Raw genomic sequence first — 22,929 nt, forward strand, 5'->3', positions numbered from 1 at the left:
CGCGTGTGCGCGCGGTCATGGACGACAACCGGCCACCCTCAGTCGTGGTCGGTGACCGACCACGGCCCGGCCTGCGGCTCGGCCGCACGCTCCTGCCGCGCGGCGAGCGATTCGAACGACGCCCGTTGCAGCTCCGGCGTTTTCGTCCGAACGTCGGGCAGGCCTTCCACCAGTGACGACAAGCTCGGCAGCCGGGAACGGGTATCGCGGATCGGCGCGATCAGCTCCTCGGCCTTGCGGGCGACCTCGGCGGCGGCATCCTGGGTGGCCTCGGTGACCGCGTCGGCGATCTCGTCATAGTCCAAATCGTCGATGTCGTCGCTGAACTCGGTGTCGATCACGACGCCGTCGGCGTTGACGGTGATCCGTACCCGGCCCTTGCCCGCCGTGGCGGTGGCGGTGAGTTCGACGCGCTTCTGCTGCACCTCGGCGATCGAGCGAATGTGTTGATTGACCGTATCGAGCAGGTCGGTGACGTCGCCCTTGATTCGCTCGTTGTGCACGTCGAGTTCCTCCTGCCGCGAAGAAATGTGAGTTCGCGATACGCGGGTACGCATCGATTACTGCGTGAACCTATCACGACGTGTTGTCGGAAATACCGCCATTATGTCCTTATGAGGTAATAGTTATGCCCTGGCTGTGCGCTGTTACGCGGATATTATTCCGGACTGACCTTCATGGTGTTGAATCCCAACAGTGGCACATGCTCGACGCGGCGTTGCGGAGAAAGAATTCAGCACATGAACGATCCCCAGCAGCAGAACCAGGCCGGGGAAGGCGACGCTGTCGACGTCGGCTTCCGGCTGGGCGGGGCTGTCCCGCCCAGCGCGCAGGCGGCCGATAGTCCCGTCGTACCAGGGGCCGACGGGCACGAGCCGCCCGCCGATTCCGACGTACCCGAACCGGACCCGGGCGACGCGACGCAGCCGGCGGCTGCGCGGTCGGCCGAAGAAGAGCAGGCCACCGAATCGGCGGCGCTCGCGGAGCGAGCCGTCGAGGAGCAAGCGGTCGAACTCGCGCACCGCATCGCGCGCGAACTCGGCGTGGCGGGCCCGGAAGGGTGGCGCTCGCTGGAGGCGGTCTTCGCGCTCACGGTCGCCGGTGGTGTGGCTTACGTGCTGTATTACGACGACGACGAGCAAGTGTCCCGCGCCGAGCCGCCTGCCGCGGTCACCGAACTCGTTCTGCTGCATCGTGATGTCTCCGCGCAGCTCGGTGACGGGCCCTGGTGGCGGATGGTGGTCCAGCTCGAGGCCACCGGCGAGGTCGAGGTCGACTATGACTATGGAGACGACCCGTTCCCGGACGATCAACTGCTGACCGCCGAGGCGTATCAGGCCGACCTCGCCGCGTTTCCGCGCGAGCGAATCCCGGTGTGGCTGGCCGCCTACGTCTACCATGACGAGCGCCAGTGGCGTTCGCCCGAGCAGGCCGCCGCGCAGGCCCGCGCCGACCGGGACGCGAACATCGCCGCTGTGCTCTCGCGGGACGACCTGCCGCCGCTGCCGGTGCTGTGGGCCCGCTGGGCGACGATCGCCGCGGCCTTCGTCGCCGTCGGCTCCGGGCTCGGCCCGCGAATTCGCCCCTCGCTCGGCATCTTCGAAGGCGCCGCGCGCAGTGGCTCCACCCTGTTCGTGCTGCCCGGCGGGCGGGCGGTGCTCTCCGGCGGGGTGTGGAACGCGCCCGAACTCGACGCGGCGTACAACGACGGCGCGGAACTGCCCGACCTGTATGCGGGCGCGCCGGACTGGGTGGCCAATCAGGTACTCAATGCCCGTGCGGCGCAAGGCATGCTGTCGTTTTGCTACTGGTGGTCCAATGGCAGTTGGCATCGCGCGGATTCACCGGATGCCGAGCAGATCAGCGCCGCCGTGCCGGGCGTGTGGACGACGCAGACCGTGGCCGACATCGTGTGCGGCGTGGCGGTCGACGAACCGACCGAGCAGCAGCGGCAGGCGGCGATCACCCTCGTCGCGGCCGCCGAAGCCGGTGTGGTGACCCGGGATACCCTCACCGCCCTGTTCGATGGGTCCGGCGACAATATCGACGGCGCCATGTACCAGCTGTCGCTGGCCGGCCTCACCGCGACGGTGATCGAGCGATTGCCGCAGGACCGGGCGATCTCGCTGGTGCGGGCGCACATCCTCGGCCTCGGTGTCGATACCACCGGCTATCCGCTCGATCAGCTCACCGCGGAGCGCCTCGAGGTCGGCTGGATGGTCTTCGTGCCCACCGAACCGGACGAGATCGCCATCGGCCGCGCCCTCTTCTACATCGCCGACGACGGAGTGATCGAACAGTCGTCCTCCTCGATGCCACCGTCGGTCTACTCCGAAGGGTTCGAACAACGCTTCATGGAGCGGCAGACGAGGACGGGCCTGGCTCTCATGAGCTGACAGAAGGCCAGACCCACGACGACGTCGCAACCAAAGGAGCATGATGACCAAACCCGTCAAGATCGAGGTAACCGGGCTGCGCGCTTCCGCTGCGAAATTCGAGGACGTCGCCGACAAGACGAAGCACCTGCTGGACACGCTGAAGTCGACCACCGGCAGCAAGGGTGAGGCGTGGGGTAACGACAAGAGCGGTAAGAAATTCGCCGACGGCGAAAAGGGATACAAGAAGAACCGCGACAGCATTTTCGAATCCATCGCCAAGGTCGCCGAGGTTTTCGAAGCGAACGCGAGGAATCTGCGGGATTCGGCGAAACTGTATGAGGAGAACGAGCAGGAAATGGCCGACAACCTGCGGCCGCGGGCCAAACGAATGGTCTCGCTCATGCGGCAGACGCAGCCCGATCGAATGGAACGCGGCTAGGCGGACGTGATCCGAAACGATCGAAAGGCTTCTGGTGGCGAATGAGCGGTTGCGGGCCGATGCCGCGATGATGATGGAGGCGATGTCGGAACAGATGCAGGGTCTGGCGAAGCTGCATCGCGACCGTGCCCGGCTCACCGCGACCGTGACCGCGTGCGACAAGCGGATCACGGTGACCGTCAATGCCGATGGCATTCTGATCGAAACCAAGTTCGCCGACGATATCGGCGACCTGAGCCACAGCGAGATCGCCGGGGCGATGACCGAGGCCGTGCAGGCCGCCGCCAAGAAGGTGCACGAGCAGGGCCGACTGCTGATGGAGCCGTTGCGCGAGCGCAAGGCCAGGTTGCCGCACCTGTCGGACCTGATCGAGGGTGTCCCGGATACCAGGTCGATGATTCCGACCCCACCGGTGGTGTCGACCGCACCGCCGAATTCCCCGGAACGCCGGTACGACGACGAGGGCACGGTGTTCGGGGACGTGCAGCCGCGCGGGCGCCGGTCGGTGGTCAGTGATCTCGACGATTGAGGTCGTTGCGGGATGAGTCTGTATCTGCCGCCAGAGTTGAGCTGGTTGGGTTGGATCGCCGGTGGTACGTGGCCCGAGGGTGACGAGGACAAGGTCTGGGCGGTCTCGGACGCCTACAAGGACGCCGCCACCGCGCTGCGAACGGTGATTCCGGATATCGAGGACGCCAAACGTACCGCGGTCGCCGCCTATCCCGAAGGCGCGGGCGGGGAGAAGATCGCCGCGATGTTCGACCAGATGCTCGTCGGTGATCAGTCGATGGAGTCGCTGGCGAAGTTCATGGATCAAATCTCCGACGCCACCTTCGATTTCGGCACGCAGATCGAAGCCGCGAAGCTCACCACGATCATCTCGTTGATCGCGTTGGTCATCGAAATCGCTTGGGCGTGGAGGTTTCCGCCGACCGCACCGATAGAGGAGGCGGCCGCGCAAGTGGCCACCCAAACCGCCCTACGCCGCGTGCGGACCCAGTTGCAGAATCGAATCCTGGCGAAGGTGCTGTCGGTCTTCGGCGAGAAGTTCGCCGGACTCAGCAAGAACTGGATCCTGAAGATCCTCGAGGCCATGCTGATCTCCGGCGGGATCGACGCCGCCGTGCAACTCGGTCAGATGGCCGCCGGGCATCGCAAGCATTTCGGCTGGGAGCAGTTCGGCGCGGCGGTGGTCTCCGGCGGCGCCGGTGCGCCGTTCGGCCGGATCGCGGCCAACGGCATCAACAAATACACGATCAAGTTCGCGGGGGACAAGATCGGTAACCCCTGGGTGCGGGGCTTGAACGGCGCGGTCGTGGGAATCGGTTCCGGCACCGTGGAATACGGCTTCGGCAGTATCGGTGCCGCAGTGGTCACCGGTGATTGGGCGGGGACGCTCGGCAACCCGGCCGGCTGGGTCGGCGGCGCCGCCCGCGGCGGGATCACGGGCGGCTTCAAGGGTTTCGTCGGCATCAACCGGCTCGACAACCGGAGCTTCGAGATCGATTGGAAGTCTCCGGGCGGGGCGGGCCATGTGCCCGGGCGCGACGGTTCCTCGTTCGACCCCGGCAGGTTCGAAAACAACGGTGTCCGTGATGGTTTCGGCGGCGACGGTACCTCGTCCCAGCCGCGGCCCGGCGGGAACGGATCGCGCTACGACGAGCCGCCCGCGACCTTCCCCGCCGGGTCGTCCGACAGCAGGACCGGGGGACCGCTTGATCCGTCGCCGGACGGTGACCTGCGCAGGGACTCGAACGGCAACTCGTGGACCAACGGGCAGGGATACCCGGCGAATACCCACAACGGTAGCCAGCCGGGTGGTTTCGGCGATTCCGGTCGGAACGGCTCGACGTCCTCCGGCAACGGATCCCAGGGCGGCCGCAACGGTGACGGGCAGTCGTCGGGTTCGTCGACGAACCGGTCGTTCGGCTCCGGCGACGGCCGCGGTGCGTTCCCCGCATCCTCGACTCCGTTGTTGCACAACGGTAATTCGTCCGTCTCGAACGGCTCGTCGCCCTCGGGTTCGTCCTCGTCGGGCTCGTTGTCCGGCGACAGCCGCAATTCGTCGGTGATCGGCCCGCCGAGCGAACGGTCGGTGGGCAGTTCCGGAAACAGTGGCGGTGGCCAATTCGGTGCACGTCCGGTGCTCGGTGGCGATGGTTCGTCGCAGTGGCAACGCCTGCCGTCGGAGGACGGCAGCCGGTCTTCGTCGGGGGCGTCCTCGCAAACGGGCAGTGTTTCGGGACAACCGCCGCGCCCGCCCGCTTCGGTGTCGGATGTGAGTTCGGTGGGTTCCGGACAGCCGCCGCGGTCTTCCGCTGTGTCAGACGTGAGTTCGGTGGGCTCGGGACAGTCGCCGCGGTCGTCCGCGGTGTCGGATGTGAGTTCGGTCGGGTCGGGCCAACCGCCGCGTCCGCCTGCTTCGGTGTCGGATGTGAGTTCGGTGGGTTCGGGTCAGTCGCCGCGGTCGTCCGCGGTGTCGGATGTGAGTTCGACCGGGTCGGGTCAGCCACCGCGGTCCGCTGCCGGTTCGGAGGCGAGTTCGAGTGGTACGGGGCAGCCGCCGCGCTCGTCTGTCGCTGCGGAAGCGGGCTCGACCAATACGCCGCCACGGTCACCTGTTGCCGCAGAATCGGGTTCGGGTGGTTCGAGTCAGTCGCCGCGGTCGTCCGCCGGCTCGGAGACCTCGAGCGGGTCGGATCAGCCGCCACGGCGCACCGTAGGCGTGAACCCCGAAGGGCAACAACATCGTTCGCCCGCCTCGGAGCCGAATTCGAACATCCCGAAGCAGCCGCGTCCCGCACTACCGCACCCTGGCCCCGGCGATCAGTCGCCGCCGGTGCGGCGTGGGCCGGAGCCGAACGTGAGCGCGGGTGTGTCGCCTCGATCGCATGATGCCGATTCGTCGGCGAGCGGTTCGGCGCAGCGGCCGGGCGAGCGCCCGACTCCGGCACCCGAGGGCGACCGCCCCACACCGCGGCCCTCCGTTCGACCGGACCAGCTTTCGGACCCGGGTGGACCGCGCGGGCACGACACCGATGTCCCGGATGCCCGTGGCGACCGGGTCTTCGAAGGCGATGGGGAACACCCCAATTGGGTGCGCGAAGGGAACGAGGTGCGGATCACCTCACCCGACGGCACCGAACATCGGGTCGACGCGCAGGGGAACATCGTCATCGGCCGTCCCGACGACCCGACCCTGGTCAAGATCGGGCCGGACAATTCGGTCGAGTTCGTGCCCAACAACGGCAATCGCACTGTGGCAGAACCTGGTCCGCGGTCCGATGCGCCGAAGGGGCCGTCCCGCAGCGAGTTCGGTTTCGGCCGCGGTGACGGCACCCAGCACACGGTGCTGCCCGACGGCTCGGTGCGCACGACCGCACCGGACGGGTCGACGACGACCGTCAACCGCGACGGGAGCGCGGAGTTCCGTTCGCCGTGGGACGACCGGACCCGGATCGATCCGGACGGCACCAGCGTGCAGACCCGCCCGGACGGCCCGACCGTGGTCACCAAGCCAGACGACACGGTGTACGTCGTGCCGAACGACCAGGCCGGTCGGGAACGCGACGGGGACGGCAACGTCGTCGTCACCTCGCCGGACGGCACCCGGCATGTCATCGGCGAGGACGGGTCGATCCTGGTGGGTCGCCCCGACGATCCGCAGCTGATGAAGATCGGTGCCGAGTACGGGATCGTGTTCGTCGGCCCGGATGGCACCGGCCCGGCGGACCGCACCGGCGGCAAGGCAGGGGAGCGCGGCGGCATCCAGTCGCCGACCTTCACCCGGCCGGATCAGGTCTCGCACACCCTGTTCGAGGACGGCTCGGTGCGGACGAAGTCGCCGGACGGCTGGACCACAACCGTGAAGCCGGACGGTACAACGGAATTCCTCTCGCCAACCGGTGAGAAGACCGTGTACAAGGTGGACGGCACCGTGGTCGAGTCCGGGCCCGGCAGGCCCACCGTGATCACCGGCCCGGACGGGACCAAGCAGACCGTCGAACCCAATGGGGCCGTCACGGTCGAACTGCCCGACAACACCAAACATGTGGTGTTCGACGGTAGGGACGTGCAGGGCGGCGGGCGCACCGAGCATCCCGACGGAACAGTTCTCCATTACGACCAGAACGACACCCTGAACATCGGGTTGCGCGATCGGCTCGGCGGGTTCGATCAGGACGGCCCCCGCAAACAGGGCACCATCCAGATGGACCGGCCCGACGGTACCGGCTTCGAGTCTTCGCCCAAGGGCACCAAGGTGTTCGACAGCGACGGCACGGTGTACGAGCGGGGACCGCGTGGCTCGGTGCGCGTCACCGCGCCGAACGGACAGACCGAGTCGCGACCGTTGAACGAACCGATCGAGCTGTCGAACGGCGCGCAGTTGGAACGCACGCCGCAGGGTCTGCGAGTCGTGCACGAAGACGGGTCTGTCTCCGAGATCGGGCCCCGCGGCGTCCGTTTTACCGATGGCGACGGCACCGTGCGTGGGATTCGCAGGGACGGAACGGCTTTCGTCGACGGTACCGAGGTGTGCGAGATTCGCGGGGACGGAGCGGTCCGGGTTACGGAGAACCAGACCGCGTGGGGCAGCAGGCCGGACGGCACCACCTGGACGGTCGACGACAAGAACAAGGTGCACGTCGCCGATCCGGACGGCACCGTCGCGTCGCCGGCCGATCCGCCGAGCGGCTACGTCCAGGGCCAGGACCTCACTGCCAAACCACGACCGCCTCGCATCACCGAGAACGATCCGATGCCCGATCCCTATAACGCGCCGACCGCGCCGGACACCGAAGACTGGATTCCGCAGGAGTACAAGGACGAGCTGAAGTACAAGGGCATGCAGGTGCCGCCGGACGACCTCCCTTGGGATTCGGCGCAGCAGTTCTACTGGGGTTCGCCGGATCAGGATTATTGGGGTCCGTCGGACGAGTACTACTGGGGGCCGCAGGATCGGAATGAGTCGGGGCCGCCGAACACGGAGGTGCAGGGGCCGTCGGGTGCCGACGGGGCGGTGAATCCTGGTCCGGGGGAGCACGTTCGGAGTTCTGGACCGGGCAGGAACGACGACCGCCGGCAGTCGGGGGATGGCGGTGGTTCCGGTGACGTCGGTGGTTCCTCCGGCGGATCGGGCGACGGAGGCGGTTCCAACACCGACGGTCCGCGCGATTCCGGTGACGGCGAGGTATCCGGAGACGGCGGTGCCGATCGCGACTCGTCGGGCGACGACCAGACGCCGCCGGAGGAGCAGCAACCTCCGCAACTGGACCCGGAGATGTTGTCGCGGATGCTGCAGAACCTGCACGGCGCGGACGGGATGCTGCCGCCGGGCGGGGAGGGCTCGCTCGGGCCGTCGGAGCAGACCGGTTCGGGCGAGGAGACGACGGGGCAGGACGGGCCGTCGCCGGACTTCTGGCGGCTGGGGTCCGGAACAGGCATGCAATCGCCCTTCGGTGGTTCCCAAGGCGATTCGGGTTCGCCATCCGCCGGCGGCGCGAACGGCCCGGTCCGGCCTGACCCGTCCGCACTGCGCGCCGCTCTCGACCGCCTGAACGGTGCGGTTACCGGCGGGACAGGTGCGGGTACCGGCGGCGCGGGCACCGACGGGACAGGCCAGCAGCGAGGAGCGAATCAGTCGGGCTATTCGAACCGCCCCGGCACGGGAAACAACTCAGGCCAACAGCACGATTCGACCGGCGCCGACCGGACGGGTGCGTCGGAGCGATCGGGCACGACCGACGGCGGCAAGACGTCGGATCGCACCGGTGCGCAGCATGGTTCGGATCGGCAACAGCCCGGTGATTCGAGAAACACTGGTGGCGAGAGCAATTCGAATGCGCCCGGCAAGCACTCCGGTGTCGGCGACAACGCGGACGCCTCCGGGGCCGACAATCGCTCGACCACGAAGGATGGCGCGGACTCGTCCGGGCGCACCGGTAGTGGCGATCAGTCGAACACACCGGGCTCGGGTGAGCGATCGGGCGCGCACGGAACCGATGCGGGCGGGGCGCGGAACTCGGATCAAACGTCTGGACCCGAGCATTCGAAAATCCCGGAGCAGCACGGAGATTCCGCATCGGAGCGGGACGGAACGCACGGGACGACACCGCTGCGCCCGCCCGCGTCCCCGCTGCAAGACGGCCATGCGCAGTCGGGATCTTCTTCGCCCACCGGGACTCCGGCGTCTCCAGGCATGGCGTCGCCCGGCATGACGCCACCGGGGGCGACGCCGCCCGGCTCGGCATCTTCCGGCAATGCCGCCGGATCGCCGCCGAAACAGTCCCGCCGGCCGCGCAAGAAGGACAAACAGCGCAAAGCACCGAAACCGTTTCTGCTGCCCTCGCCATTCGAGGCACCCGAGCAGCGTGCCGGACCCGACGAAACCGCCGATGTCCCCTTCACTTTGGGGGCTTCGGCCGCGGTAACCGAACCGGTGATCGACACGCGAACGACGACGAAGACCACAAGGAGCACCACAGATGGCTGACGAAAAAAAGGGCTCGACGATCGACGACGACAGCAAGACGAGTCGTCAGGACTGGAAGGACTTGCGCGCGAAGGCGGACGCGGGCGGGTTGAAGGCCAACACGGTGGGGCTCGACCCCAAAGTCTTCGCCCTGTGCGCGCAGGCCTGCCACGACATGATCGGCAAGCTCGACTGGTACAAGCAGTACATCCATGACTCGTACATGGACAAGATGCGGGACTTTTCCAACGAATCCGGTGGTAAGTCGCTGACGCGACGTTTCGAACAGAAGGCCACCGATGTCATCGAAGCCATGGATCTCATGAAATGGACCATGGAGGACATGGGTGACACGTTCATCCGTTCGTGCAAGTTCTACTTGTCGACCGAGGACACCAACAAGGCCGGGTTCGATAAGATCGGTGACCTGCAGAAGGTCGATAAGATCGCGCCGAAGGCGGACCCGCCGAGCAATCTGAGCCCGCCCGGACGCGGCGAGCATCCCACCGCTCCAGCACCGCCGCCGAGCGCGGACAGCGGCAACCCGATTGCGATCGAGGCGGGTGAAGGCTGGGGTTGGGATAAGTTCCATGAATTCCACCAAGCGCTCGAAGGTAGTGACCACACGGCATACAACGCCGGTTTCCGGTATAGCTGGCTGGCGGAGAAACTCGGCGATGACCTGGAGGAGCTGAACGGCTACCTGAAGCAGGTCAAGGCTGAGATGTGGACCGGTGACGGTGCCGACCTCGCCATGAAGGCGGTGACGCGTTTCACCGAAGGTTCCAAGGCTCTGGTCGACACGATGACGAATCTGAGCACGAATCTGGTGTATTGCTCGAAGTGGATCTACGCCATGTACAACGACACCCCCAGTCATACGTGGGGGGGCTCCCACCCACACTGCAAGCGGGAGGGCTGGCTCGACGGCTATCGCGCGACCTACGCGGCCGTCTACCGGCCGGGCATCGAAGGTGCGGTGAAGGCGATGCCGCCGGTGGTCGGGGTCGGCAAGGTCAAGGAGCCGCCGCCGGAGGAGAAGAAGCCGGAGGAGAAGAAGAACGAAGGTGGCGGTAACGGGAACAACAACGGCAACAACAACGGGAACGGCAACAACAACGGCAGCGGCAACAACAACGGCAGCGGCAACAACAACGGCAACGGGAACAACAACGGAAATATCGATAAGAACAGCCCCGAGTACAAGGCCGGCTACCAGGACGGTTACAAGCAGGGGCAGGAGGATGCCAAAGCCAAGGCCAACGGGAACGGCAACGGCAGTGGCAGTGGCAACAGCGGCGGCAGTGGAAACAGCGGGGGTAGCGGCAACAGCGGTGGTCCCGGCAACATCGACAAGAACAGCCCCAACTACAAGGGCGGCTACGAAGACGGTCACAAGCAGGGGCTAGGCGACAGCGCGGGCCAGAACAGCGGCGGGTCGAGCGGGCCGGGTCCGGAGAACAAGAAGGTCAACCCCTCCGGTTACGGTGGCGGCGATGGCAGCAAGGACAGCTCGGGCAACAATTCCGGTGGCAGCGGCAATTCGGGCCAGAGCGGCAGCAGCGGACCCGGACCCACGAACCACAACATCCCGAATATCCCGGAGCCGCAGCAGAAGGTCCCGGAACAACGAAAGCCCGACTATCCGCCGACGAAGCAGCCGAACGGTGTCCAGCCGCCCAAGGGCTCGCCCGAGGACCTGCTGAACAAGCTGCTCCGGGGCGAGAATCCGCTGAAGGATCTGAGTCCGGAGGCGTTGCAGAAGATCGGCGCGGGGCTGCTCGGTGGCCTGAGCCCGGAACTGCTCAAGCAGATGACGCCGGAGGGCTTGCAGAAGCTGGGTTCCGATCTGCTGAAGGGGATGAGTCCGGAGGACCTCAAGCGGTTCGGGGCCGACATCATGAACGGTCTCAGCCCCGAGGGCTTGAAGCACCTGAACCCGGAAACCTTGAAGAACCTGGATCCGGAGACCTTGCGGAACCTGAGCCCGGAAACGTTGCGCGATCTCGGCCGGGTGCTGCCGCAGACGCCGGGCGGCGCGGACCTGATCAAGGCGCTGGCCGACGGATTGAGCGGGATCACGAAGACGATCGGCGATGTTGTGAAGACCGGCACCGAGATGATCGCCGGACTGGCGTCCAACGGCATGCTCGGCATCCCGGGTCTCGGCGAACTGCAGCCGATGAGTATGGCGTCCTACAGCGACGCGGTCCCGAGCGATCTGTCGACCTTGCTGAAGAACGGTGCCGGACTCGCCGGCGGTGGCGGCCCGGGGCCCGGCCCCGGTGGCGACATCAATACGCCGCTCAACGCGCACACCCAAGCCAACCCGGCCGATTCGTCGAAGTTGTTCCCGCGGGCGGCGATCAACCCCGGCGTGAACATGGCGCAATCCGCGCCCGGACCCGGTGCCTCCTCTGCGGGCATGCCCATGGGCCCTGGGCCTGGGCCCGGCGGTCAGGGCGCGGGCGGGGAGTACAAGCGGGGCAAGTTCCTCGATTCGGTGAACAACATGGATGACGCCCTCGGGCCGGACATCGCGCGATCGAAGCCGGTGATCGAGCCGTGACGCAGCAGTGGAAGTTCACCGCGCTCGAATTCCTGGTGCTGTGCGACCAGTATCGCGGTGGCTCGATGCCGCGGCCGCTGCTTTTCCAGAGCGACGAGACGATGATGACCGACGAGTTGGAGCGCCGTAAACGCGTGGTGTGGCAAGAGCTGCAGCGTCGTTTGGACGGCTCGTTCAACGGTGTGGTCCAGGTGCTGAGCGCGCCCGAACTGTATGTGCTGGCGCGTAGTTGGGACGAGCACGACGCCAACGACACGAGCAAGGCGTTGCGCGTGCATGCCGGACGGGCAGGTCTGCACGGGTTCGTGTTCGAACAGGCGTTGGGTGATCTCACCTACGACTCGCCGATGGTCGTGGTCACCGAGTGTGATCCGCAATCGTTGGGCGTCGCGGTGGTGCGTTCCCTGCCGAATGTGGAAGCCGGTCGCCTGCCGGACATTCCAATCGTCACCGACCCGCAGGAGCACATCGCACCGAGCTGGGGGCGCAGCTTCGTCCAGGACGATATCGAGGATCGGCCGGTGTACCGCACCCAGCAATTCTTCGAACAGCGGGCCGACCTGACCGGTGTGATCACAGTGGCGCAGGGCCGTTCGAAGTACGGTCCGCGCGGAATTCAAGAGACGACGGTGATGTGGCGTGACGTGACCGGCGACGGCCGGTACGTGATGTCGCTGGACGAGAACCCGGTCGCGCGCGCCATCAGCCGACGGCTACTGGCGTGGCGGATCCAGCAGGACATCGACAACCTGATGGAACGTGTCGAATCACATTGGGAAACAGGACGTCCCGAGGACCGATACTGAGTTCGGAGCAGCAAGGCAGGAGAGCATCATGACCGAGAATCGCAGAATCCGCGTGGACACCGCGCTGTTACGGCAGGCCGCAACCAAAATGGACGGGGTCGGCGGCAAGACCGGCGACATCATCGCCACCCTGCGGAACAACCTGAACGCCCAAGGCGAACCGTGGGGCAGTGACGACTACGGCGACAAATTCGTCAAGGGCGACAAGGGCTACGGCACGTCCTCGAAGAACTTGCTGACCGGCGGCGACAACATGGCCGACTCCGCGAAGAAGTTCAGTAAGGGCATGCGCGACGCCGCGACCAAGATGGACGACATGGACGGCGGGAAGTGATCGCGCCTCGGCTCGCGCACGAGCGCTGACGGGCCACGCTGTCCGGATGCAGAGATCCACGGTGGGATCAGGCATCCGGACGGCGCGTCCGGGGGAGCCTCAGCCCGCGGCCGGCGTCTCCCTGATCTGCACGATCGGAAGTACCAGTGCGGCAGGGGCGTTCGCGGGCACGACCGGCTTGGCGGGGGCGACCGGGGGGATCTGCCGGTAGCCGGCGCCGAGCGGCGGCCTGATGTCGAGCTCGCCCTTGTTCGGCCAGTAGGCGGCGGCGCGTTCGGCCTGGGCGGTGATGGTGAGCGACGGATTGACGCCGAGGTTCGCCGATACCGCCGCGCCGTCGACGACGCTCAGGGTCGGGTAACCGTACACGCGGTGGTAACCGTCGATTACGCCGTGCTCGGCGTCGGCGCCGATCACCGCGCCGCCCAGGAAGTGTGCGGTGAGCGGGATATTGAAGATCTCACCCCAGCTGCCGCCCGCGATGCCGCCGATCTTTTCGGCCACCCGCCGGGTCACGTTGTTGCCCATCGGAATCCACGTCGGATTCGGTTCGCCATGGCCCTGTTTGCTGGTCATCTTGCGGCCGAACAACCCGCGCTTGGTGTAGGTGGTGATCGAATTGTCCAAGTGCTGCATGACGAGCGAGATGATGGTCCGCTCGCTCCAGTTCTTGGTGCTCAGGAAGCTCAGCAGGTTCATCGGATGCCGCAGCACCAGGCCCAGGAAGCGCAGCCAGCGCGGAATCCGGCCGCCGCCGTCCACCATCAGCGTCTGCAACAGGCCCATGGCGTTGGAGCCCTTGCCGTAGCGGACCGGCTCGATATGGGTGTCCGGCGTGGGATGGATGGACGAGGTGATCGCCACGCCCTTGGTGAAATCGACACCGGGCGTGACCTTTTTGGTCGCGGCACCGACGATCGATTCGGAGTTGGTGCGGGTCAGCTGGCCGAGGCGCGGCGACAGCTCGGTGAGCGCGCCCTTGTCCTGCATCTCGAACAGCAGCTTCTGGGTGCCCCGGGTGCCCGCGGCGAGTACTACGTTGGCGGCGGTGTAGGTCTTGGGCTGCTTGCGCAGCCAGGCACCGGTGCGGGCGGTGGAGACGTCCCAGGTGCCGTCCGGGTGTGGCCGCAGATCGGTCACTGTGGTCATCGGAATGACCTGCGCGCCTGCCTTTTCCGCGAGGTAGAGGTAGTTCTTCACGAGGGTGTTCTTCGCGCCGTACTTGCAGCCCACCATGCAGTCGCCGCATTCGATGCAGCCGGTGCGCTCCGGGCCGACGCCGCCGAAATACGGGTCGGTGACGGTCTTTCCGGGCTCACCGAAGAACACGCCGACCGGCGTCTGCACGAAGGTGTCGCCGACCCCGAGGTCCTCGGCGACCTGTTTGAACACCTCGTCGGCCGGTGTCATGTGCGGGTTGCGCACCACGCCGAGCATCTTCTGTGCCTGCTCGTAGTACGGCGCCAGCTCGGCCTGCCAGTCGGTGATCTCGCGCCACTGCGCGTCCTGGAAGAACGGCGCCGGCGGCACGTAGAGCGTATTGGCGTAGTTCAGCGAGCCGCCGCCGACGCCCGCACCGCCGAGGATCAGGACATCGCGCAGCAGGTGGATGCGCTGGATGCCGTAGCAGCCGAGTTTGGGCGCCCAGAGGAACTTCTTCAGTTCCCAGCTGGTCTTGGGCAGTTCGTCGTCGGCGAACCGCTGGCCCGCCTCCAGTACGCCGACCTTGTAGCCCTTCTCGACCAGCCGCAGTGCGGTGACGCTGCCACCGAAGCCGGAGCCGACGATGAGGACGTCGAAATCCGTCGTCCGCTGGTCCATGGTGAACTCCTCGATAGTGTCGCCAGTGACTCGGCTAACACTACTACCGAGTAGCTTGTGCGCCGAACCAGGGCGGGTCCGGCCGATTCGTCCCCGCGCCCGGTACTTTGCAGAGCGGCGCTCGCTGTTGTTGACAGTGCTCTCGGAATATTGCACGGTGGGGTATGCCGACGACCCCGCGTGCGCGTGCCAGAGCGCAGACCATGAACGACATAGTCCGCATCGGCCGCGAGCATCTCGCCTCGGAGGGCGCCGCGGCCTTGTCCTTGCGTGCTGTCGCGCGCGATCTGGGCGTGGTGTCCTCGGCGGTCTATCGCTATGTGCGCAGCCGCGACGAACTGCTCACGCTGCTGGTGATCGACGGCTACAACGCGCTCGGCGACGCCGTGGACGCCGACCTGGCGGCGGCGCCCGACGACCCGATCGAACAGATCCGCACCCTGTGCCACTCGGTGCGCCGCTGGGCGCATGCCGAACCCGCCCGCTACGGACTGCTTTTCGGCACGCCCGTGCCCGGCTACGACGCGCCCGCCGAGCAGACGATGACGCCCGGCACCCGGGTGATCACCACCTTGCAGGGTCTGTTCGCCCGCGCCTACCTGGCCGGTCAGCTGACCACCCCGCGGCCCGAGCCCACCGTATCGGTCACCCTCGCAGCCGATTTCGACCGGATCCGCGGTGAATTCGAACTGCCCCTGCCGGATTGGCTGTTCGCCCGCGGCATCACCTTCTGGGCGAGCCTCTTCGGTGCCGTGAGCGCCGACGTCTTCGACATGTACGGCACGGACACCTTCACCGACCGCACCGACCTGTTCGATCAGCAGGTGGACGCGCTGCTCGACATGCTCGGCCACCGGCGCTGAGCGAGGTCAGTCTTCGCTGCTCCAGCGATCGCCGAGGAAGCGCAGCAGGGCAGGGTCGGTGGAGGTGATGCGGTCGACCTCTTGGCCACCGGTGCACTCGAACAGGCCGACGGTCACCCGTGTGGTGGTGCGCGCGAGCACCCGCCAGATCGCGCCGGAATCTGCCCAGCGGCGCAGAGTCGAAGTGGGATCCGGGGTTTCGGTCATCGGGGGAGCGTGACCGGGTCGGTGCAGCTGGCCAGGGCGTCGACGAGCGAGCAGGGTTTGGGTGCTCGGGTGGGCCGGTAGTCCGGTGGCACTCCGCCGGCGCCGGTGATGGCGGTATAGGCGGCGACCGCGTCGGTCGGCTTGCGGGTGAGCGTGGGATCGGTGCGGACATCGACGGTATAGAGGCCGAATCGCGTTGTGTAGGAGCCCCATTCGTAGTTGTCGGTGAGGCTCCAGTAGTTGTAGCCGATGAGATTCATGCCGTCGGCTTTCGCGCGTTGCAGCCAGTAGACGGTGTCGCGGAGATTGTCGGCGCGGGTATACCCGTCGGCGCGCGGGGCGCCGTTCTCGGTCGGCATGCCATTCTCGACGATGTAGAGCGGCTTTCCCGGGAACTGCCGAGCGTAGTGCTGCAAAGCGTAGTAGATGCCCTCCGGCTGCAGCGGCTGTGTCCAGAGCCGCTCGAAGTCGGGCGGGCCAGCTAGCAGTGTCTCCGGGGACAGGCCGTAGTAGTAGTCGATGCCGATGTAATCCAGGCGGGCGCCGATGCGATCGATGAGCGGCTTGTTGATCAGGTCCTCGCCGGTGGGGATGTACGCGACGTTGCTGGTGACCAGCGCGCCCGGCTGCACCTGATGGATGTAGTCGTAGATGCCGTTGTGCGCCCGCGCGATTCGATCGTGCATCGCGGGCACGTCGAGCGGCGACAGCCCGCCTTTGCGCAGTTCGTTGACGATGTAGAAGGTCGGCTCGTTGAAGGTGACCCACAGCGGGTCGCGCGCCGCGTAGCGATCGACCAGGGCGCGCGCATTGGCCAGCCAGTCCTCGACGATGCCCGCATTGCGCCAGCCGCCGCGATCTACCGCCCAGCCCGGATACACCCAGTGATCGATCGTCAGCATCGGCCGCATACCGGCTTGGACGATGGCGGCCACGACATCGTCGTAGAAACGCAGACCCGCGGGATCCCAAGTGCCGGGCCGCGGTTGTACGCGCGCCCATTCGAGGCCGATCCGGTACACCTTGACGCCGAGCTGCGCCGCCAACGCGATGTCCGACCGGTACCGGGTGTAGAAGTCGATCGAATCACCGTACGGGTCAGCGGTTTTGCCCTCCGCGACGTAGCGCGACCAATTGCTGTCGGGAGCATGACCCTCCGCCTGATAGCCGGATGCGGCGACGCCCCACAGGAACTCGGCGTCCAGCGGAGCGATCCGTGCCGGTGGTTCCGGCCGGGCGCCTGCGGTGGCCGTGCCCGCGACGAGCAGGGCGACGGCGGCGACGATCAGGCCGGCCGAGAAGCGACGACGCTGTGCTCGCATCAGAACTCCTGTTCAACGCGATGGGGGCGCTGGGAACCTTGGGGGACAGCGTAACTGGTCGAATGTCCGTTTCGGGGTGATCGCCGTCGTAGAAGCCGTGGTGGGGGAGTGCGGGCAGCAGTCGGGTCGGTCGGCGGGCCAGGGGAGGAAGGGGGTTCCTTGGGCGGAAGGCGCGTGTTGGGCCGGCGATCCTTTCGAATGAATGAGTGAGCGAGCACCTCTGGTTATAGACCTGAAAAAACATCTACTTACGTAGATATGCGCATCTAAACATATAAAGCCACTCATTCAACCGACGCCACACACCACCTACCAGCGCACCGCACCTCCCACACAACCTCACCAGCACAGAAAAGGAGGTGCGGCCGCCTGCTAACTTGCCTTCGCGGCGAGCGCCGCCAACAGCTGTGCACCAGCCTCTCGTGCGGGCGCACGCATCACGAATCGATCGAAACCCCAACGCTGCTGGTGGCCACGTAGCTCGGTGACCAGCTCGTCCACCGTGCCGATCAGCACGTACGGGGCACTCAGCAGTTCGGCGGCCGTCGTGGTCGGTATCTCCGCGGCCAAGCGCGCGCAGGCGGCCTCGGCGTCGTCGGTGATCTCGACGTGTTGCACAAGGGCTTCGAGGGCGGGTGTGCGCCCGTTCGCGGCCGTGGCCTCGTGCACCTTCGCTACCTGCGCGTCGATCTCTGCCCGGCTCCAGCGGGTTTCGTGCCGGTGCCCGTCGGGCAGGGTGCGGCCGAGCCCGGAGAAGCCGACGATATCGGCGATGTCGGCGGCGTAGCGCAGGACGCGGTCTCCGTTGCCGCCCACGAGGACCGGGATCGGCGCCTGGATCGGGCGCGGCCGGTCGAGCACCGCGTCCTGGAGCCGCACGTGCTCGCCGGCGAAGGTGACCGTTTCACCGGCGAGCAGCCGCCTGGTCGTGTCGCCGACCTCGATCATCCGCGCGACTCGCGCTGCCGCGGAAGGGTGTTCGCGGCCTTGCATGGTCCATTCCGCCGGGGTGTGCCCGGCGCCGATCCCGAAGACCGCGCGCCCACCGGAGAGAAGGTCGAGCGTGGCGACCTCGCCGGCCAGCAGGAACGGTTCCCACATGCCCGCGTTGACGACGTTGGTACCGAGCTTGATCGTCGCGGTGGCGGTCGCTGCGGCGGCGAGTGCGACGAACGGTGCGGCGAACGCGCCAGGATGATCGGGGACCATCAACGCGTCGAAACCGTCGGCTTCGCAGCCGCGGGCGAAGTCCGGCAGCGAGTCGATGCCGGCCACGTCCGCGGCCATGGAGAACTTGATCGGTGTGGGCATACTCGACCTCCCTTTTCGAAGGGTGCCCACGCTAATTCGACGCGCGCGCGAACCGAACGTCGGTCTGCTGACAGCAGATTCGGGTCGTCAGCGCCGGACCTGGTCGGCCTCGACGACGGGGAGCCGGACCGTGACCGGGTCGGTCACCGGTGTGGTCTCGACCAGGTCGGCCATGCCGCGCGTGGTGGGATGTTCGTCGTCGAGAACGGGTTCGCCGAGGCCGACGCGTTGCTGGAGGCGTTTCATCCAGGCCGGTGCCCACCAGCAGTCGTCGCCGAGCAGTTTCATGACCGCGGGCACGAGGAGCATGCGCAGGATGGTGGCGTCGATGAAGAGCGCGGCGATCATGCCGTAAGCGATGTACTGCATCATCACCAGGTCGGAGAAGGCGAAGGCGCCCGTGACGACGAGCAGGATGAGCGCGGCGGCGGTGATGATGCCGCCGGTGTGCGCGGTGCCGATCCGGATGGCCTCGGTGGTCGTGGCGCCCTTCGCGCGCGCTTCGACCATGCGGGACAACAGGAATACCTCGTAGTCGGTGGAGAGCCCGTAGATGATCGCGATGATCAGGATGAGCACGTTGGCTTGGATCGGTTGCGGGGTGAAGTTGAGCAGGCTCGCGCCGTGGCCGTCGATGAAGATGAGGGTGAGGATGCCGAGGGTGGAGCCGAGGCCGAGCACGCTCATGAGTGCGGCTTTGATCGGCAGCACCAGGGAGCCGAAGGTCAGGAACATGAGCAGGGTGGTGAGCAGTAGCACCACGACGACCATGAACGGGATGCGGCCGAGCATGCCGTCGATGGTGTCCTTCTTGATCGCGGGCTGGCCGCCGACGAGCACGGTGATGTCGCCGGGTACGTCCATCGAGCGCAGGTAGTCGATGGTGGCGTTGGCCGCGGCGGTGTCGGTGGAGTCGGCTAGTGTCGCTTCGCTGCGGTAGACACCAGGTTGGCTGGTCGAGGCTTTCGGGGTGGCGAATTGGCCTGGCACACCTGGTCTTTGCTCGGCGAGGCCGGGTGCCTGGCTCGCCTGTTTGATCACCGCGCCGATGGCGTTGCGGTGCGCTTGACGGTTCTCGTCGGTGTCCTCGGTGACGAAGACGAGTTGGACGGGGTCGGATTTGCGCAGCGGGAAGGTGGTGTCGAATTCGTGCTGGGCGATGCGCGTGGCGTGGTCGGGCGGTAAGTAGGTTTCGCTGAAGGTGCCGAAGGCGATGTTCTTGACCGGGATGATCAGGATGAGCAGGCCGATGCTGATCGGGATGGCGATCTTGGTGGGGTGCTGCATGACCCAGCGGGTGCTGCGGCCCCAGAGCCCGTTCTCGACTTCGTCGGCGGTTTTGCTGCGGCTGAAACGTTTGACGCCGAGCAGATCGACGCGCGGGCCGAGGATGCCGAGGATCGCGGGCAGGATGGTGATCGCGGAGAGTGCGGCGAGGGAGACCGTCGCGATGGAGCCGTAGGCGAGCGAGCGCAGGAAGCCCTGCGGGAAGAAGAGCATGCCGCCGAGGCTGGTGACGATCATGGTGGCGGAGAAGACGACGGTGCGGCCGGCGGTCATCACGGTGCGGCGCACAGCGGTGGGGGTGTCGTAGCCTTCGGCGATCTCTTCGCGGAAGCGGCTGACGATGAACAGGCCGTAGTCGATGGCCAGGCCGAGGCCGATCATGGTGACGACGCTGGAGACGAACGAGTTGACCTGGGTGAATTCGGTGATGAAGCGGACGATGCCGTTCGCGCTGATGATGGTGAGGCCGCCCAGGACCAGTGGCAGCGCGGCGGCGACGAGGCCGCCGAAGACGAAGAAGAGCAGGATCGCGACGGCGGGCAGGGCGAGCAGCTCCATGCGGTGCAGGTCGTCGGCGAGGGTGTCGGTGAGCGCGCCCGCGACCGGTTGCAGCCCGGCGACCTGGACGTCGACGCCGGGGATGTAGAAGGCGTCTTTGACGGCGCGGAAGTTGTTGACGATGTCGGTGTCGTTCTCGCCTTTGATGGCGATGGAGGCGAAGGCGCGGTTTTTCTCCGGCTTGCCGAAGAAGCTCGGCTGGGCCGGCGCGTTCTCGGTTTGCCAGTAGGCGCCGTTGACCCGGTCGATCTGCGGATGTTCGCGGGGGAGCCGGTTGAGGTTGTCGATGATCTTTGCGCTGAAGTCCGGATCGTCGAGTGATACGCCGGGTGGCGCGGTGTAGAGCACGATGACGTCGGCGCTGTGGTCGCGGCCGAATGCCGCGTCGGCGGTGCGGGCGGCGTGCGCGGATTCCGAGGTCGGGTCGTCGAAGCCGCTGGCGCCGAGATGGTTCCCGAGGTCGTAGCCGTAGGCGCCGAGGGCGAGCATGCCCGCGCCGACGACGGCGATGACGATGAACCGGAATCGATGGACGAGGTCCCCCCAGCGTGCGAACATCAGCAGCCCCTCCGGCGGTGCCGGCCGGACGGGTGGGTGGTGTGCGGCCTCGAGGCACCGATCGTCAAGTGTCTGGGTCCTTTCCGGTGGGTCGCGCCCGATGTGCGCGCTCTCCAAAGTACCGGCGGTGCGGGACTGCTCGCCGGAAAGTGGTTGCCGGATGGTAGCTAGGTGGTGTCTCCGACGTCTTTTCGATTCTGGGTTGCACAGCAATGATCTAGTGATGCTAGATTGATTAGCAACGCTAGATCTACAGACGGAGTCCACTCATGTTCAGCACAGTCGCCCAGGTCGTCGCCATCGTCTCGGTGCTCGCCAACGCGGTCATCTACGGCACCGACGCGTGCTACGCCCTGGTCACGCGCGCGGTGTACGCGCGGATGGACGACAGCACCCTGACGGCGTCGGCGGGTTGGGGGCACTACTACGGCGACCGCCGGATGCCGGTGTTCGGTGCGGGCGGTGTGATCACCGCGGTGCTGACGGTCGTGCTGGCGGCGATCGGTGGCCAGTTCGCCGCGGCGGTCGCGGCGGGAATCGCGGTGGCCGCCTTGGTGATCTGGTTGCTCGTCTACGTGCGAGTCGCCAAGCCGGTCAACACGGTGCAGACCGCGGCCGCGCAGGCCGGTACCACTCCGCCGAATGCGCGTGCGCTGCAAGACAAGTGGGACAGCGTCATCCCCGCTCGGGTCGCGCTGCAAACCATCGCGCTCGGCGGACTGACCGCCGCGATCGCCCTGATCTGATCATGAGCCTGCGCCCCGGCCCCTCAGGGATGCAGTTCGATCACGATCGGGTTGCCGGTGTCGAACCAGTACCGGTGCAGCGCTTGGATTTTCGTGCGAGACGGCAGGCCACGCCGATGCACGGCGCATTCGCCGTAATCGGTGGGTGTGACCGGTTCGCACAGGATGGTGCGGGCGATGACCCGCTCGGTGGGGTCGGTGATGTCGCGGGCGGTGCCGTCGAAGACGCCGTCGGGCAGGCGAAGTCGGCATCGGGGGTCGGCGCGCAGATTGAGCAGCCAGCCGCTGGCGGCCGCGGGGCGATCGACGGCCAGGTGCGGCGGCACGAGTTGAACCAGATAGGCCCGGTTGTCGTGGCGGAACACGCGCACGCATTTGGCTCGCGGCTTGCCGGTACTGCGGCCGGTGGTGGTCAGGACACCGTAGCCCCGCGGCGGACGCAGCCGGAACCACGGCATCATCATGGCGCTGAGGATGCGGCCCGAGCGTTGCGTGCGGATGAGCACGGTGTGTTTACCGGCTTCGGCCGCCGCGGCGCGTCGGATGTCGTGTCGGCGCGCGCTGTCCGCCGCGGCGGGACCGGTGGCGGAGTCGTCCATGGTTACCATCGTGCGCTCCGGGCCGGGGATTCGGGCCGGATTCGGCGATCGGCGGGCGGTGTTGTCCGTCAACGTCTTTGCGGGCCTGGGCGGATGTGAGATCGCCCTCGTCGCGGCCTGCCGGGGCCGGTGCCGGACGAAGACGTGTCAGGATTCGAGGATGGTGTCGAATCCGTTGCCGTCGTTCGCTCGACAGTTGGCCCGCCAACGCTGGGTGATGCGGGGCGCGCCGGTCGTGTTGCCGGTGGAGCGGACGATTCGGCGCTGGACCGGCGGACGTAAGGGCGTGCTGGATCTGGCCGGGTTGCCCTCGATCGAGATCACCGTCGCGGGTCGAAAGACCGGTATCCCGCGCACGACGTCGCTGCTGTATGTGCCGCTGGGCGCGGATTTCCTGGTCATCGGCTCGAATTGGGGCAGTGCGAAACATCCGGTCTGGTCGGCGAATCTGCGCGCCGCGACGACGGCCACGGTCCGGCATCGGGGTGAGCAGTTCGAGGTGACGGTCACCGAGCTGACCGGTGTCGAGCGCAAACCCGCGTGGGATCTGGCGGTGGAGTTCTGGCCGGGGTACGAGATGGAGTACGAGCTGTCGGGTGGCCGGCAGTTCCGGATGTTCTTGTTGCGTCGCCGCTGATTCGCCTCGGAAGGCGTGTCGC

17 protein-coding genes are annotated in these 22,929 nt (G+C 66.9%); 10 read left to right on the plus strand and 7 right to left on the minus strand.

What is annotated here, in order from left to right; translation table 11 throughout:
- Positions 1-38 precede the first annotated feature (38 nt).
- Positions 39-503, minus strand: coding sequence for a YbaB/EbfC family nucleoid-associated protein (locus O3I_RS20415; protein WP_014984866.1), 465 nt, complete (start codon positions 501-503; stop codon positions 39-41).
- 237 nt (positions 504-740) lie between these two features.
- Here O3I_RS20415 and O3I_RS20420 point away from each other — a divergent pair, with 237 nt between their 5' ends.
- From O3I_RS20420 to O3I_RS20450, 7 genes are read left to right on the plus strand one after another with little or no spacing between them, the layout of a single operon-like run.
- On the plus strand, positions 741-2,396 hold the full coding sequence (locus tag O3I_RS20420; protein ID WP_014984867.1) for a hypothetical protein: 1,656 nt from the start codon (positions 741-743) through the stop codon (positions 2,394-2,396).
- Between the two features lie 43 nt (positions 2,397-2,439).
- Complete coding sequence (locus O3I_RS20425) at positions 2,440-2,817, plus strand: WXG100 family type VII secretion target (RefSeq protein ID WP_014984868.1); 378 nt, start codon at positions 2,440-2,442, stop codon at positions 2,815-2,817.
- A gap of 34 nt (positions 2,818-2,851) precedes the next feature.
- Positions 2,852-3,346 carry a YbaB/EbfC family nucleoid-associated protein gene (locus tag O3I_RS20430; RefSeq protein WP_014984869.1) on the plus strand — a complete coding sequence of 165 codons (495 nt, stop codon included), beginning with the start codon at positions 2,852-2,854 and terminating at the stop codon, positions 3,344-3,346.
- A 12-nt stretch (positions 3,347-3,358) separates the two neighbouring features.
- Positions 3,359-9,310, plus strand: a complete 5,952-nt coding sequence (locus tag O3I_RS20435; RefSeq protein ID WP_014984870.1) for a hypothetical protein — start codon at positions 3,359-3,361, stop codon at positions 9,308-9,310.
- On the plus strand, positions 9,303-11,858 hold the full coding sequence (locus O3I_RS42790; protein ID WP_014984871.1) for a hypothetical protein: 2,556 nt from the start codon (positions 9,303-9,305) through the stop codon (positions 11,856-11,858). The genes O3I_RS20435 and O3I_RS42790 overlap by 8 nt, the downstream gene beginning before the upstream one ends.
- Positions 11,855-12,664 (plus strand): ESX secretion-associated protein EspG, encoded by an 810-nt coding sequence (locus tag O3I_RS20445; protein ID WP_014984872.1) that lies wholly within the window; start codon positions 11,855-11,857, stop codon positions 12,662-12,664. The genes O3I_RS42790 and O3I_RS20445 overlap by 4 nt, the downstream gene beginning before the upstream one ends.
- 28 nt (positions 12,665-12,692) lie before the next feature.
- Positions 12,693-12,998, plus strand: a complete 306-nt coding sequence (locus tag O3I_RS20450) for a hypothetical protein (RefSeq protein WP_014984873.1) — start codon at positions 12,693-12,695, stop codon at positions 12,996-12,998.
- A 99-nt stretch (positions 12,999-13,097) separates the two neighbouring features.
- Here the strand turns inward: O3I_RS20450 and O3I_RS20455 are convergent, their stop codons facing one another.
- Positions 13,098-14,819 carry an FAD-dependent oxidoreductase gene (locus tag O3I_RS20455; RefSeq protein ID WP_014984874.1) on the minus strand — a complete coding sequence of 574 codons (1,722 nt, stop codon included), beginning with the start codon at positions 14,817-14,819 and terminating at the stop codon, positions 13,098-13,100.
- A gap of 164 nt (positions 14,820-14,983) precedes the next feature.
- On the opposite strand from O3I_RS20455, the gene O3I_RS20460 reads away from it, so the two are divergent.
- Entirely contained in the window at positions 14,984-15,682 is a 699-nt protein-coding gene (locus tag O3I_RS20460; RefSeq protein WP_014984875.1) for a TetR/AcrR family transcriptional regulator, read from the plus strand.
- Positions 15,683-15,688: 6 nt separating this feature from the next.
- Here O3I_RS20460 and O3I_RS20465 read toward each other — a convergent pair whose 3' ends face one another.
- From O3I_RS20465 to O3I_RS20480, 4 genes are all read right to left on the minus strand, one after another.
- Positions 15,689-15,889, minus strand: coding sequence for a hypothetical protein (locus O3I_RS20465; RefSeq protein WP_014984876.1), 201 nt, complete (start codon positions 15,887-15,889; stop codon positions 15,689-15,691).
- Positions 15,886-17,211 carry a family 1 glycosylhydrolase gene (locus O3I_RS20470; protein ID WP_014984877.1) on the minus strand — a complete coding sequence of 442 codons (1,326 nt, stop codon included), beginning with the start codon at positions 17,209-17,211 and terminating at the stop codon, positions 15,886-15,888. The genes O3I_RS20465 and O3I_RS20470 overlap by 4 nt, the downstream gene beginning before the upstream one ends.
- A 372-nt stretch (positions 17,212-17,583) precedes the next feature.
- Entirely contained in the window at positions 17,584-18,522 is a 939-nt protein-coding gene (locus O3I_RS20475) for a TIGR03621 family F420-dependent LLM class oxidoreductase (protein WP_014984878.1), read from the minus strand.
- An 87-nt stretch (positions 18,523-18,609) separates the two neighbouring features.
- Positions 18,610-20,925, minus strand: a complete 2,316-nt coding sequence (locus O3I_RS20480; RefSeq protein ID WP_014984879.1) for an MMPL family transporter — start codon at positions 20,923-20,925, stop codon at positions 18,610-18,612.
- Between the two features lie 269 nt (positions 20,926-21,194).
- Here O3I_RS20480 and O3I_RS20485 point away from each other — a divergent pair, with 269 nt between their 5' ends.
- Entirely contained in the window at positions 21,195-21,671 is a 477-nt protein-coding gene (locus O3I_RS20485) for a hypothetical protein (protein ID WP_014984880.1), read from the plus strand.
- Positions 21,672-21,694: 23 nt separating this feature from the next.
- On the opposite strand, the gene O3I_RS43895 is transcribed toward O3I_RS20485, so the two are convergent.
- A complete protein-coding gene (locus tag O3I_RS43895) occupies positions 21,695-22,270 on the minus strand; it encodes a nitroreductase/quinone reductase family protein (protein ID WP_014984881.1) in 576 nt (191 codons plus the stop codon).
- Here O3I_RS43895 and O3I_RS20495 point away from each other — a divergent pair.
- Positions 22,269-22,907, plus strand: coding sequence for a nitroreductase family deazaflavin-dependent oxidoreductase (locus O3I_RS20495; RefSeq protein WP_237748338.1), 639 nt, complete (start codon positions 22,269-22,271; stop codon positions 22,905-22,907). The genes O3I_RS43895 and O3I_RS20495 overlap by 2 nt on opposite strands.
- Positions 22,908-22,929 lie beyond the last annotated feature (22 nt).

The organism is Nocardia brasiliensis ATCC 700358 (assembly GCF_000250675.2).
Lineage (GTDB): Bacteria > Actinomycetota > Actinomycetes > Mycobacteriales > Mycobacteriaceae > Nocardia > Nocardia brasiliensis_B.

Bases quoted from the DNA above. Each gene is read 5' to 3' on its own strand.
- O3I_RS20475 (WP_014984878.1), bottom strand. From the start codon at position 18,522: ATGCCCACACCGATCAAGTTCTCCATGGCCGCGGACGTGGCCGGCATC.
- O3I_RS20470 (WP_014984877.1), bottom strand. From the start codon at position 17,211: ATGCGAGCACAGCGTCGTCGCTTCTCGGCCGGCCTGATCGTCGCCGCC.
- O3I_RS20425 (WP_014984868.1), top strand. From the start codon at position 2,440: ATGACCAAACCCGTCAAGATCGAGGTAACCGGGCTGCGCGCTTCCGCT.
- O3I_RS20455 (WP_014984874.1), bottom strand. From the start codon at position 14,819: ATGGACCAGCGGACGACGGATTTCGACGTCCTCATCGTCGGCTCCGGC.
- O3I_RS20450 (WP_014984873.1), top strand. From the start codon at position 12,693: ATGACCGAGAATCGCAGAATCCGCGTGGACACCGCGCTGTTACGGCAG.
- O3I_RS20480 (WP_014984879.1), bottom strand. From the start codon at position 20,925: ATGTTCGCACGCTGGGGGGACCTCGTCCATCGATTCCGGTTCATCGTC.
- O3I_RS20485 (WP_014984880.1), top strand. From the start codon at position 21,195: ATGTTCAGCACAGTCGCCCAGGTCGTCGCCATCGTCTCGGTGCTCGCC.
- O3I_RS42790 (WP_014984871.1), top strand. From the start codon at position 9,303: ATGGCTGACGAAAAAAAGGGCTCGACGATCGACGACGACAGCAAGACG.
- O3I_RS20420 (WP_014984867.1), top strand. From the start codon at position 741: ATGAACGATCCCCAGCAGCAGAACCAGGCCGGGGAAGGCGACGCTGTC.
- O3I_RS20435 (WP_014984870.1), top strand. From the start codon at position 3,359: ATGAGTCTGTATCTGCCGCCAGAGTTGAGCTGGTTGGGTTGGATCGCC.
- O3I_RS20495 (WP_237748338.1), top strand. From the start codon at position 22,269: ATGGTTACCATCGTGCGCTCCGGGCCGGGGATTCGGGCCGGATTCGGC.
- O3I_RS20465 (WP_014984876.1), bottom strand. From the start codon at position 15,889: ATGACCGAAACCCCGGATCCCACTTCGACTCTGCGCCGCTGGGCAGAT.
- O3I_RS20460 (WP_014984875.1), top strand. From the start codon at position 14,984: ATGCCGACGACCCCGCGTGCGCGTGCCAGAGCGCAGACCATGAACGAC.
- O3I_RS43895 (WP_014984881.1), bottom strand. From the start codon at position 22,270: ATGGACGACTCCGCCACCGGTCCCGCCGCGGCGGACAGCGCGCGCCGA.